The organism is Vreelandella indica, assembly GCF_037070225.1.
Classification (GTDB): domain Bacteria; phylum Pseudomonadota; class Gammaproteobacteria; order Pseudomonadales; family Halomonadaceae; genus Vreelandella; species Vreelandella arctica.
The window spans coordinates 48,293-61,137 of record NZ_JBANSO010000010.1; the positions used below are offsets into that span (position 1 = coordinate 48,293).

Sequence of the window (12,845 nt, forward strand, 5' to 3'; positions counted from 1 at the left end):
ATCGACCCGAAATGGAACGGTGCGCTAAAGTAAGCCATTAACTGGCATACCTGTCATACAACACGACATCTATAACATGATAGGCGATGACGTGTTTAGCGCCAGCCGCCTACCACTGCTAATAAACTAATTCTAAGAACGAATGGAGAAGCACATGAAGCCACTTTCATCGACGGACACACTTCCCGCCGACCTGGGTAACGCGCTGCTGGTTGGCCGCGTTTGGCTCGAGGGCAGCCACCCCGGCCCCGCGCTGGTAACTGTTAACAACGGCCAGGTCATCGACATTACCGCCTTTGGCCCCACCATGGCTGACCTGCTGGAACGCGACGATCTACAGGAAGTCGTGCAACGGGCGGAAGGGCCCCATCTGTGCAGTGTCGAAGCACTGCTGGAAAACTCTCAGTTATCCCAACCCCAGGCGCCCTACCTGCTTGCGCCTTGCGATGTACAGGCCGTTAAAGCGTGCGGCGTCACCTTTGCCGTCAGCCTTTTGGAGCGTGTGATCGAAGAGCAAGCAGGCGGTGATCCGGCGCGCGCTGTTGATCTGCGCAACGATCTACAGTCGTTGATTGGCACCGACCTTTCCAAGATCGCCCCGGGCTCTGAAGAGGCGATGTCGCTGAAAAAGGCGCTTCAGGCGCGCGGAGGTTGGTCACAATACATGGAAGTCGGCATCGGCCCCGATGCGGAAGTGTTCACCAAATCCCAGCCGCTCTCATCGGTGGGTTTTGGCACGCCTGTAGGTTTGCACCCCTCCTCTCAATGGAACAATCCTGAACCCGAAATCGTGCTGGCCGTCGATAGCCATGGGAAAGTTCGCGGCGCCACGCTGGGCAACGACGTCAATCTGCGTGACGTCGAGGGGCGCAGCGCCCTGCTGCTCGGCAAGGCGAAAGACAATAACGCCTCCTGCTCACTCGGCCCGTTCATTCGGCTGTTTGACGATCACTTCGATATCGACAGCGTTCGCAACTGCCAGGTATCGCTACGTATCGAGGGCGAAGACGACGACTTCCTGCTCCAGGGCGAAAGCGATATGCGTGAGATCAGCCGCGACCCGTTGGATCTGGTTAGCCAAACCATCGGCGCCCACCACCAATACCCGGATGGTTTTATGCTGTTTTTGGGCACCATGTTTTCACCCATTCAGGACCGCGACGGCCAGGGCCAGGGCTTTACCCATCACCTGGGTGATCGCGTCACCATCGCCACCCCAGCCCTGGGCGCACTGGTCAACCGGGTAGGCAGAAGCGATCAGCTACCGCCCTGGACCTACGGCATTCGCGAACTGATGCGCCACTTAGCGCGCCGCTGATACTGACACTCAACACACCACTCATGACACCGCCAAGGAGAGCACAATGACAACGATTACTCGCGTCGAGATTCAAGACATTCGCTTCCCCACCTCGCGCTCGCTGGATGGCTCGGATGCCATGAATGCCGCGCCAGACTACTCCGCCGCCTACGTCATCCTGCACACCGATGACGGCAGCCCCGAAGGCCATGGCCTGACCTTCACGATTGGTCGCGGTAACGAAATTGTCGTTACAGCACTGCAATCGCTGGCGCCGCTCATTGAAGGGAAAACGCTTTCCTCAATTACCGACAACATGGGCACTTTCTGGCGGGAAATCACCGGCGACAGCCAACTACGCTGGATCGGCCCCGATAAAGGCGCGATTCACTTAGCCACAGCGGCCATCGTCAACGCCGTGTGGGATATGTGGGCGAAAAAAGAAGGCAAGCCGGTGTGGAAACTGCTGGTGGATATGACGCCGGAGCAGTTGGTGCGCTGCCTTGATTTCCGCTTTGTGACGGATGCACTAACCCCAGAAGAAGCGATCTGCCTGCTACGCCGCCAAGCTCCTGGAAAAGCAGCACGGGAAGCTGAAATGCGCAGTGAAGGCTACCCCGGCTACACGACCTCAGCAGGCTGGCTGGGTTACAGCGATGAAAAAGTGCGCAGCCTGGCGCGTGAAGCGCTGGCCGAAGGCTGGACTCACTTCAAACAGAAAATTGGCGGCGACATCGAAGAGGATGCCCGCCGTGCGGCGCTACTGCGCGAAGAGATCGGCTGGGACAACGTGCTGATGATGGACGCCAATCAGGTGTGGGAAGTCGACGAGACGATCATCAAGATGCGCCGACTGGCCGAGTTTGATCCGCTGTGGATCGAAGAGCCCACTAGCCCTGACGATATTCTCGGCCACGCCGAAATCCGCCACCGGGTTGCGCCTATCGGCGTCGCCACTGGCGAGCACTGCCACAACAAGGTGATGTTCAAGCAGTTCTTCCAGGCGGATGCCATCGACTACTGCCAGCTTGATGCAGCACGCTTGGGCGGACTAAACGAAGTCATCCTGGTGGTACTGATGGCCGCTAAATTCGGCGTGCCGATTTGCCCCCATGGCGGCGGCGTTGGGTTATGCGAATACACCCAACATATCTCACTATTCGACTACATTGCGGTATCCGGCAGCCTTGAAGGCCGCGTACTGGAGTACGTAGACCACCTTCACGAGCACTTTATCGACCCGGTAGTCATCAACCGTGGCCGCTACCAGGTGCCCGAAGCGCCGGGGTACAGCATTGCCATGCACGTAGAATCCCAAGCACAGCACCGCTTCCCTGAGGGTGCAGCCTGGCAGGAAGAACGTTAATGACCGACACCACCACCTTTCTAAATGAGTTAACCAGCCTGCTCGGCGAGCGGGGGTTACTGCGCGAACCGGACACCATGGCGCGCTACGTGAGCGACTGGGCAGGCGATACGCTGGGCATGCCGCTGGCCGTGGCTCGCCCGGCCAATACCGCTGAAGTCGCCGAGGTAGTAAAGCGCTGCTATGCACAAGGTGTCGCGATGACACCCCAGGGCGGCCATAGCGGCCTGGTGGCAGGCGCCTTGCCCGCCGCCAATGGCCAGGAGCTGGTGATCAGCTTGGAACGCCTAAACAATGTGCGCGCCATTGATCCCGTCAACTTCACCATCACAGTAGACGCGGGCTGCATCCTTGAGAACGTTAAGCTGGCCGCCTTTGATCATGATTGCGACTTTCCCCTCTCGCTAGGGGCTCAAGGCAGTTGTCAGATTGGCGGCAATATCGCGACGAACGCAGGCGGACTTAACGTGTTGCGCTACGGCATGATGCGCGAGCTGGTGCTGGGCCTTGAAGTAGTGCTGCCTGATGGACGCGTTTGGGAAAGCCTGAATGCGTTGCACAAAGACAATCGCGGTTACGACCTTCAGCAGCTGTTCCTCGGCAGCGAAGGCACCTTGGGCATCGTCACCGGGGCGGTGTTAAAACTATCACCGCGCCCCACCCAAAACCGGACGGCGCTGCTGGGACTGCCCTCCGTTCAGGCGGTGATTGACCTTTATGGTTTGGCACGCCGAGAGTGCTGCGATCTGCTAACGGCTTTCGAGCTGATTCCCCGCCGCTGTATTGAGCTGGCGATCGAAGCGACCCCGGAACTGCGCGACCCGCTGGATAGCGCCTACCCCTGGTACGTGCTGATGGAAGTCGCCGCCACGGGCCCCGTGGACCTGACCGCCTTACTGGAAGCGCTGCTGGAAACCGGCATGGAACGCGAGCTGGTGCTGGACGGCGCGCTGGCTGGCAGTGACACCCAGTCCGCCCAGCTGTGGCAGTTCCGCGAAAGCATGCTGGAAGGCCAGAGGCGGCGCGGCGAGCATCTGCGCACCGATATTTCGGTACCCATCTCATCGATTCCCGACTTCGTTAGCCGGGCCAGCGAGGTGGTGATGGCGGCGTCACCCGAGTGCGACATTATTGCCTACGGCCATGTGGGCGACGGCAATCTGCACTTCAATATCCTACCGCCCACGGCCATAGCGGATAGCGATAAGAAAGCCCACCTGCATGATCTAGAGGAGCGGCTTTTTGAGGTGCTCGACGGTGTTCACGGCAGCATCAGCGCCGAGCATGGCATTGGCCGCACCAAGCAAGCGCCTTATTTGGCGCGGCTATCGCCGATTGAGCGGGAGATGGTCAGCGGCGTTAAAGCGCTGTTCGACCCCAAAGGATTGATGAACCCAGGCAGGATTTTGCCTGCTGGGGAGTAATCCCCAGCATGGTTCACCACTATTTGGTTCATTCGTGCTTGAACCGCCCCGCTAGACCGCGCAGCGCATTGGCGTAAAGCAGCGTATCAATCCCGACACCAACGAAGGTACAGCCCGCGGCGAGATAGCCGCGGGCGGCCTGCTCGTCCACCGTGACGATACCCGCTGCCTTGCCCGCAGCGCGTATCTTGTTAATGGCGTCACTAATCGCGTCTGTCACTTCAGGGTGGTTGGCATTGCCGAGATGCCCCATAGACGCCGACAAATCCGCCGGACCAATAAACACCCCATCGACACCGTCTACTGCAGCGATAGCCTCCAGGTTAGCAAGCGCCTGGGGGCTCTCCACCTGCAGCATGAGGCAGATTTCCTCATCAGCGCGGGAGAGGTAATCTTCTGCCTGCCCCCAGCGCGAGGCGCGTGCCAGCACATGACCAACCCCACGAATACCGTGGGGCGGATAGCGTGTGGCCGCCACCAGTTCAGCCGCTTGTTCGGCAGTCTCGACCATGGGGATGAGCAGGTTCTGCACGCCAATATCCAGATAACGCTTGATCAGCACCGCATCGCCAGTGGGTGGACGTACCACCGGGTGGCTTTGATAGGGGGCCAGCGCCTGCAGCTGAGCAAGTAGGCTGGCTAGATCATTAGGGGAATGTTCCGCATCGATCAGTAGCCAGTCGAAGCCCGCCGTGGCGGCAATCTCAGCGGTGTAAGCACTGGTCAAGCCGAGCCAAATTCCTGTTTGGGGTTGGCCCGCCAGTAGCTGTTGCTTAAACGCGTTGTGCGGCATTTTCATACGGGCTCCTTCTGAATTAGTACCCCATGATATCTGGCAGCCAAGTGGCCAACCCTGGCACGGCAATCAACAGCAAAATAGTTGCTATGATCGGCAGCAGGAACGGCAGTATCGCGGTCACCACTTGGCCATAACGCAGCCGTGTAATGCCCACCATTAAAAACAGCACCGTGCCAAATGGCGGCGTAATGACCCCCACCGACAGCGTGATCACCATCACGATACCGAAGTGAACAGGGTCTAATCCGGCGCTTAGCGCTGCGGGCACCACAATGGGGGTAAAAATCAGGATGCTTTCGATCACTGACATAAAGCAGCCGATCAGCAAAAAGAACAGCGCAAAACAGAGTAGCAACGCAAACATCGGCATATCGATGCTGGCGACCTGACCCGCTAACGCCTGAGGAATCCCCATGCGTACCAATATCCAGCCGTAGAAGCTGGAGACCGCGATAATCAGCAGAATGACCGCACTGAACATGAGGGTGCGGCGAAAGGCGCTGAAAAGGTCCCGCCAATTCAAGTCACGGTACACCAGGCCGCCCAGAATCACTGCGTAAAGCGATGCAATGGCGCCAGCTTCCGTCGGGGTGAAAAAACCACCCCAGATACCGCCGACGATAATCGCTGGCATCATCAACGGCAAAATAGCGCGTTTACCGGTGCGGACAACTTCGCAGGCGTCAAAAGGCGTGGGTTTAGGCATCACCACCCTACCGCTGGCAGACAGCAGCACGGTCATTCCCATCAGCAGCAGTGCCATCAAGATACCTGGCAGTAGCCCCGCCATAAACAGCCCACCAATACTCACATTGGCCAGCCAGCCATAAACGACGAGCGCGATACTGGGCGGCAGAATTGGCCCGATTACGCTGGAGGCGGCAGTGATGCCGGTTGAGTAACCCAACTCGTAGCCACGCTCTTTCATCGCCTTGATTTCGATACTACCCAGCCCGGCGGCATCGGCCACCGCGGTGCCCGACATCGTGGCAAAGATAGAGCTGGCCACCACGTTGGCGTGTCCCAAACCACCCTTGGTAAAGCCCACCAGCGCGGTAGCGAAATCGAAAATGCGCGTGGTGGTGGAGCCAATATTCATAATATTGGCGGCCAGGATGAACAGCGGAATCGCCAGCAGGGTAAAGTTATTGAGGGTTTGCACCATGCGCAGCGGGAGTAACTCGACGGGTAGCCCGCCGGCACCGGTGGCGAATAACGCGATAAACGAGGTCACGCCAATGGCGACCACCACGGGCAAGCCAATGGCCATCAGAACTAACAAGCCACCGACGAAAATCAGTAGTTCGGTCATGGTTGTGAGACCTCCTCTTCATGGGACGTTTCCAACCACACCACCGGGCCGCGCAACGTTTGCCAAAAGGCAATGAGTGCCATGCCCACAAAGCTGAAAAAGATGCCGTAATAGAGATAGCTGAAACTGATACTTAACGAGACGGTTTTATTGTTGGCGCTCATGTCCGACATGACCCAAGCCCCCCAGGCGGCCAGTGCAAAAAAGCCGCAGGAGATCAGCGCAGTGAGACGGTACTGGATATTCTTACCCAGCCCAGAAAGCTTGTGGCTGAACAGGTCGACCACCAGATGCTCGCTGCGTACCCAGGCGGATAGCGACCCGAAGCCAATCGCGTAAATCGCCAGCATAGACGCCACCTCTTCGGTCCAGGGCATCCCCAGCCCCAGCAGGTCACGGGCAATTACGGCCGCCACGATCAGGAGCAGAATGGCTGCCATAAGCGCCACGCCCACCCCATCGCACAGGCGTGTAACGCCGCGCAGCGTATAGAAAGCAATTCGATCTGGCCCCTTGCTGGGCGCTACCGCGTCTTCCACTGGAGAACTCCTTACCCTGACTGCTTTTTAGTCTTACATGAAAAATTATTTGTAATGAAGAAAAGCGACGGCCCGATGGGCCGCCGCAATTTCTGTTCAGCGCGTTTTACTCGCTGTCGTTACCCAGCGCATCTTCACGAACGCCCTCGGCCATGTCAGCCATGACACGATCGATAGCCGGTAACGCTGCCTCGCGGAAAGGCGCAACATCCGGCTCAATGACGGTCATGCCTTCATCCTGCAGGGCTTCCAGATAGAACTCGTCGAGTTCGCGTTCTTGCTCTGAACCATACTGGCGTGCCACCTCAATGGCTTCTTCGATCAGCGCTTGATCTTCCTCTTCTAGGCCATCCCACCAGCGAGAACTAGCTACCCAGCTCCACGGAAACTGCACATGGCTGGTCATGATCAGGTAGTCCTGCACTTCCCATAGACGACGGGTATAAGGCGAGGAGAGCGAGTTCTCGTGGCCATCGACCTGGCCGGTCTGCATGGCGAGATAAATCTCTGGTGCCGGTACGTTGACTACCTGAGCTCCAATCTCTTCCCACACTTCCAGCCATACCGGCAGCGAAGGCAGGCGCAGGCGGAAGCCATCCAGATCATCTGGGGTATGTATCTCTTTATTGGCGGTCATGTGGCGGGGCCCGCGATGCTGCAGGCCAAAATATTTCAGGCCGCCCTGGCTTTCTGCTTTCTCGACCAGCGCTTGGCCGGAAGGGCTCTCCATATAGGCGTCGACTTCATCCCAGGTAGTGAACACAAAGGGAACCGTAATAGCGTCGTATTCAGGCGCATACTGTTGACGCCAGTTACCACCGGTTAGGGATAGCTGGGTTTGGCCCAGGTTAAGCAGTTCCAACACGGCATTCTCACCGCCCAGAGAACCCGCTAAAAAGGGGCGAACTTCAAAGCGCCCGGGGGCCTGTTCCTCTAAATATTCCGCAAAGCGTTCCACCGCGGCGCTTTCCGAGCCGCCTTCACTCATGGTGTTGTTAACTTGAATTTCGATTGGGTTAGCTAAAACGAACGGGGCCGTCGTTAGCATGCCTAGGGTAGCCAGCGTGGCAAACAGTTGTTTCCGCATGGGATGACTCTCTACGGTTGTCGTTATTGGGTGTGGTTCTTTATAGCTCCTGTAGGCAAGAGCTTTATGTCGCTTGCCTGATCTTGAAACAAGCAGCCGACGGGCTCAAATCGACGTTCAAGAAGGATGACTTCGTTAAATACGATGGCTAGAAACGTCGGTATGACGCGCTTTTTGACCGAGGTGCTTGCAGCCATACGACCAAAGATGAATACCTGACCGCCTTCGCTGCTCTTTCAAAAGCCCTCTCAACAGGCTGTGAAGGCATACTTCAGCGCCGCTGCTCAAGGCATTTTGCCACCACAAGATATTTGCCAGCTTTCACGAAGCACGAAGCCATTTGCAGACTTTTGCAATTAGTCCTCGCCCGCCTTCTGGGTAAGGTGGTCTACCAAGTGTCGCGCAGTGACATGCAAAGAGGCGTAGCGGCGCATGCCAATCACCAGCTCACGCTGGGCCCAAGGGTCGCTAAGCGGGATGCTTTTGAGCTGCAAATCCCCCAGATCACGATAGATGGTCTGCTCGGGGAGTACGCCAACGCCCATACCGTGGTGAATCATCCGGCAAATAGCGTCAAAGCTACGTACCTGAATGCGCATACGCAGCACTTTGCCTGCCAGGTTAGCTTGTTCATTCAACAGCGATTGCAGCGAGGCGTCCTGCTGTAAGCCAATAAAGTCGAAAGCCAGCGCTTCATTAAAAGCGATGCTTTCACGCTCAGCCAAGGGGTGATCAATGGGCGTCATTAACACGAGTCGGTCATGTCGATAGGAGAGCTGCTGGAGGTCAGGCGCCGCCACATGCCCGGCAAAAATGCCGATATCGGTTAATCCATCACGGACGGCGGCAATGATTTCGCTACTGACTCGCTCCTGAAGATCGATCTTAATTTCGGGATAAAGCCGGGAGAAAGCGCTGAGATCTTGGGGAAGAAAAGCAATGATCGCCGAGGTATTGGAGTGGATACGCACATGGCCGCGCACGCCTTCGCCGTACTCGCTGAGTTCCGCATGCAGGCGCTCGATGTTATCCATAATGCGCCGGGCATGGTGCAAAAATGCCTGGCCCGCAGGCGTGAGCTCCACACCCCGTGGACGGCGATACAGCAGCGTCGTGCCGACCAGCGCTTCCAGGTCGCTTATTCGCTTGCTCACTGCAGCGAGTGCTAAGTGCTCTCGCTCGGCAGCGGCGGTCAGGCGGCCTTCATCCGCTACGGAAATAAACAGTTTGAGGGTGACAAAATCGAAGCGGCGCATGACACATGACTCCCATAAGACAGGCGGATTATGCTAACGCACACCTTCGCTAACCACGAACCCTTTGTTACCGATTGCCTAATTGTCGCCCTGGATCGGCTCACGCATGCTGACAATAAATGATGATAACGACAAATAGAGGAAAGCCTTAATGAATGCTCCCGAAGCCCGCCAGCTTCCGCTCCAAGGCTTGAAAGTGCTTGAGCTTGGTCAACTGATTGCGGGGCCTTTCGCCACCAAACTGCTGGGGGAATTCGGTGCCGATGTGATCAAAATCGAACCGCCAGGCACCGGCGACCCACTTCGCAAATGGCGAATGATAGAGGATGGCACCTCGCTGTGGTGGCATGTGCAAACCCGCAACAAGCGCTCGGTGGCGCTGGATTTAAGAAGCGAAGAGGGTCAGGCCTTAGTGCGAAAGCTCGCCTCCGAGGCGGACGTGGTGGTGGAAAATTTCCGCCCCGGCACGCTGGACAACTGGGGGCTGGGCTGGGAAGCGCTTTCTACACTCAACCCTCGGCTGATCATGGTGCATATCTCCGGCTATGGGCAAACCGGTCCTTACCGCGATAAACCCGGTTTTGGCGTGATTGGCGAAGCCATGGGCGGGCTGCGTTACCTCACCGGCCAGCCGGGCGAGCCTTCGGTACGCGTAGGCGTCAGCATTGGTGACTCGCTTTCCGCGCTCTACGCCGTCATCGGCACGTTGTTAGCACTTCAGGAACGCAACCGCAGCGGCTTGGGCCAAGAGATCGACGTCGCGCTGTATGAGTCGGTGTTTGCGATGATGGAGAGCCTGCTGCCGGAATTCGATGCCAGTGGCCAGATTCGCGAACCCAGCGGCAGCGCCCTGCCCGGCATTACCCCATCCAACGCCTACCGCTGCCAAGGCGGTGATTATGTGCTGATTGCTGGCAATGGCGACAGTATCTTCAAGCGCCTGATGGGCGTGATTGGCCGTGACGACCTCGCCAACGACCCGACCCTGGCCCATAACGATGGGCGTAGTCATCAAGCTGAAATGATTGATGCCGCGATTCAAACGTGGACCGCAGAGCGCCCACGGGGTGCCATTCTACAGGCCCTGGATGATGCCCGCGTTCCCGCAGGCTATCCCTATACCGCAGAAGATATCGCCTTTGATCCACACTATCTGGCGCGGGAGATGATTCAAACCTTCACTCGCCCCAACGGCAAACCGCTAAAAGTGCCCGGCGTACTGCCCAAGCTTAGCGCTACGCCAGGGCGAATTGGCGACGGCGGCCCCACTCTTGGCCAGCATACCGACGACGTATTGGATGAGCTGGGCATCGATCACGAAACCCGCGCCAAGCTGCGCCAAGCGGGCATTATTTAGGGAGTGTTTTCATGAAGTTGGTAACACCTTGCCCCACCAAAATCGAGATCAACGAAGTTGCCCCACGGGACGGCCTGCAGATTGAAGCGCGGTTTGTGCCGACGGAAGAGAAAATCCGCTGGATCGATGCGCTCTCTACCACTGGCCTACGGCGTATTGAAGCAACGTCGTTCACATCGCCTAAAGCGATCCCCAACCTGCGCGATGCCGCCGACGTAGTCACCGGCATTCAGCGCCGGGAAGGGGTCGATATCACCGTACTGGTGCCCAACGTCAAGGGCACCGAGCGGGCCCTGGCCTGTCAGGTGGATGAGATCAATCTGGTGATGTCGGCCAGCAATAGCCACGGGCTGGCCAATCTGCGAATGACACCGGAACAGTCGCTAGAGCAGTTCGCGGCAATTTTGGATGTTAGTAAAGATAGCGGTGTGTTTATCAACGCATCGCTTTCCACGACCTTTGGCTGCCCCTTCGAAGGCGAGGTGCCAGAGGCGCGGGTATTAGCGCTTGTTGAAAAGCTGATTGGCCTTGGTATTCAAGGCGTCACGCTCTGCGATACCACCGGCATGGCCAACCCTGCCCAGGTCAAACGATTATGTGAAGCGGTGCTTGAGCGCTGGCCGCAAACGCCGTTCACGCTGCACTTCCACAACACCCGCGGAATGGGCTTGGCCAACGCACTGGGGGCGTGGCAAGCGGGTATCACCCGTTTCGATGCCTCATTAGGCGGGCTAGGCGGCTGCCCCTTCGCCCCGGGTGCGACGGGCAACGTATGCACCGAGGATCTGGTGCATATGTTCGAATCCATGGGCGTCGATACCGGCGTCGATCTGGATGCCCTGCTAGAAGTCGCCGCCACCCTACCCGACCTGATCGGCCATGACGTGCCGGGGCAGGTGGTCAAAGCCGGGAAATCGACCCGGCGTTATGCGATGCCTAATGCGCAAGTCTGACCTTTAGGCAGGCCCAATCACGTGTTTCACTTCGAGATACGCACTTAACCCCCAGGGGCCAAGCTCACGCCCAATGCCACTGCGCTTGAAGCCGCCCCAGGCAGTTTCGGGTAACACCAACTGCTCGCTGTTGTACCAGATGCTGCCAGCCTTGAGCTGGCGGCCGATGCGTTTTGCCCGCTCAGGATCGCCGCTGATGACCGTTGCTGCCAGGCCAAAGCTGCTGTCGTTGGCAAGCTGAATGGCCTCGGCTTCGCTTGTCACGCTGTGGGCGCAGAGCACCGGGCCGAAAATCTCCTCTTTCCACAGGCGGCTCTCGAGCGGCACGTCGCGATAAAGCGTCGGTGCCAGGAAGTAGCCCTGGGTCGGCAGCGTGCGGTGCGTCGCATCGCGCACGACTGTCAGTTTTTCCTGTTCGGCCAGATCCAAATAGCGTTGCACGGCGTCGCGCTGTTTGGCACTGCTCAGCGGGCCTAAGTCGGTGCCTTCGGCAAGCGGATCGCCTAGCGTTAGCGCATCCATTCGCTCTCCAAGCGCGGTATAGAGAGCTTCCGCGACGTCTTCGTGTACTAATAGCCGCGAAGTTGCTGAGCAGATTTGTCCGGCATTGAAGTAAATGCCCGCCATCACCCAGTCAGCGGCTTGGGCTGGGTCGGCGTCTTCCATCACCACAATGGGGGATTTGCCGCCTAGCTCCAGCGATACGCTTGCGGTGCGGGCGCTGGCTGCCTGCATCACCGCTTCGCCCACGCGGTTACTGCCGGTAAAGGAGATTTTATCCACACCAGAATGGTGGGTGAGCGGTGCACCGATGCCCTCACCGTCACCATTGAGCAGGTTGAGCACACCCGCGGGCAGGCCAATCTTCAGGGCGATTTCTGCCAGCACTAATTCAGGGAGCGGTGTCACTTCGGAGGGTTTAAGCACCGCGGTACAACCGGCTGCCAAAGCAGGCGCTAGCTTCCAGGCACTGGTGACGAGTGGGAAATTCCACGGCGCAATCAGCCCCACCACGCCCACGGGGTCGTGATAGGTGCGCGCTTCAACCCCCTCCATTTCAACACTCACTAACTCACCCTGGCGGGCATCCAACGCTTTAGCCTGTTTGGCGTAGTAGCGGTAGCAGGCAATGGCATCCTCTAGATCGATCTCCGCCTCCGCTAACGGCTTGCCATTGTTGGTCGCCGACAGCGTGGTAATCGAATCACGGCGGGCTTCCAGTGCATCGGCGAAGCCTTCCAAATACTTTGCACGCACGGCACCACCCAACGCCTGCCACTCAGGCTGCGCCCGTTGGGCGGCTTGTACCGCCGCATCGACATCGGCAGCATCCCCGGCAGTTACTTGGGCAATACGCTCTTCACGGTAAGGGTTCATCACATCGAGCAGGCGCGTGCCGTTTGAGGGCACCCACTGGTTGTTGATGAACTGCTGGTTGAGTAACTGCATGAT

The 12,845-nt window shown here is 58.1% G+C and carries 11 protein-coding genes; 5 read left to right on the forward strand and 6 right to left on the reverse strand.

The features are described 5' to 3' along the window. The first annotated feature begins 154 nt into the window (after positions 1 to 154). The 3 genes from V8L71_RS08840 to V8L71_RS08850 are packed head-to-tail and all read left to right on the forward strand — an operon-like array spanning position 155 to position 4,090. Positions 155 to 1,318: a fumarylacetoacetate hydrolase family protein gene (locus V8L71_RS08840; protein WP_336273864.1), complete on the forward strand. Its 1,164-nt coding sequence runs from the start codon at positions 155 to 157 to the stop codon at positions 1,316 to 1,318. Between the two features lie 46 nt (positions 1,319 to 1,364). Then, positions 1,365 to 2,666 carry an L-fuconate dehydratase gene (locus tag V8L71_RS08845; RefSeq protein ID WP_336273865.1) on the forward strand — a complete coding sequence of 434 codons (1,302 nt, stop codon included), beginning with the start codon at positions 1,365 to 1,367 and terminating at the stop codon, positions 2,664 to 2,666. Continuing rightward, positions 2,666 to 4,090 (forward strand): FAD-binding oxidoreductase, encoded by a 1,425-nt coding sequence (locus V8L71_RS08850; protein ID WP_336269072.1) that lies wholly within the window; start codon positions 2,666 to 2,668, stop codon positions 4,088 to 4,090. The genes V8L71_RS08845 and V8L71_RS08850 overlap by 1 nt, the downstream gene beginning before the upstream one ends. Before the next feature lie 28 nt (positions 4,091 to 4,118). Here the strand turns inward: V8L71_RS08850 and hpaI are convergent, their stop codons facing one another. The 5 genes from hpaI to V8L71_RS08875 all read right to left on the reverse strand — a co-directional run bounded on the left by hpaI (position 4,119) and on the right by V8L71_RS08875 (position 9,083). Beyond that, the gene (gene hpaI / locus V8L71_RS08855; protein WP_336269071.1) at positions 4,119 to 4,889 is read right to left on the reverse strand and encodes a 4-hydroxy-2-oxoheptanedioate aldolase; all 771 of its coding nucleotides are present in this window, start codon (positions 4,887 to 4,889) and stop codon (positions 4,119 to 4,121) included. A 16-nt stretch (positions 4,890 to 4,905) separates the two neighbouring features. Then, a complete protein-coding gene (locus V8L71_RS08860; RefSeq protein WP_336269070.1) occupies positions 4,906 to 6,201 on the reverse strand; it encodes a TRAP transporter large permease in 1,296 nt (431 codons plus the stop codon). After that, positions 6,198 to 6,740: a TRAP transporter small permease gene (locus V8L71_RS08865; protein WP_336273866.1), complete on the reverse strand. Its 543-nt coding sequence runs from the start codon at positions 6,738 to 6,740 to the stop codon at positions 6,198 to 6,200. Before V8L71_RS08865 ends, V8L71_RS08860 begins: the two co-directional genes overlap by 4 nt. A gap of 106 nt (positions 6,741 to 6,846) precedes the next feature. Beyond that, complete coding sequence (locus V8L71_RS08870; RefSeq protein ID WP_101148071.1) at positions 6,847 to 7,827, reverse strand: TRAP transporter substrate-binding protein; 981 nt, start codon at positions 7,825 to 7,827, stop codon at positions 6,847 to 6,849. Positions 7,828 to 8,183: 356 nt separating this feature from the next. Beyond that, positions 8,184 to 9,083 (reverse strand): LysR family transcriptional regulator, encoded by a 900-nt coding sequence (locus V8L71_RS08875; RefSeq protein WP_336273867.1) that lies wholly within the window; start codon positions 9,081 to 9,083, stop codon positions 8,184 to 8,186. Between the two features lie 151 nt (positions 9,084 to 9,234). On the opposite strand from V8L71_RS08875, the gene V8L71_RS08880 reads away from it, so the two are divergent. Together V8L71_RS08880 and V8L71_RS08885 are read left to right on the forward strand one after the other, a co-directional pair. Continuing rightward, entirely contained in the window at positions 9,235 to 10,440 is a 1,206-nt protein-coding gene (locus V8L71_RS08880) for a CaiB/BaiF CoA transferase family protein (protein ID WP_336273868.1), read from the forward strand. Between the two features lie 11 nt (positions 10,441 to 10,451). Further along, entirely contained in the window at positions 10,452 to 11,393 is a 942-nt protein-coding gene (locus V8L71_RS08885; protein ID WP_336273869.1) for a hydroxymethylglutaryl-CoA lyase, read from the forward strand. Between the two features lie 3 nt (positions 11,394 to 11,396). On the opposite strand, the gene V8L71_RS08890 is transcribed toward V8L71_RS08885, so the two are convergent. Then, positions 11,397 to 12,842, reverse strand: coding sequence for an aldehyde dehydrogenase family protein (locus V8L71_RS08890; RefSeq protein ID WP_336273870.1), 1,446 nt, complete (start codon positions 12,840 to 12,842; stop codon positions 11,397 to 11,399). Positions 12,843 to 12,845: the final 3 nt, after the last annotated feature.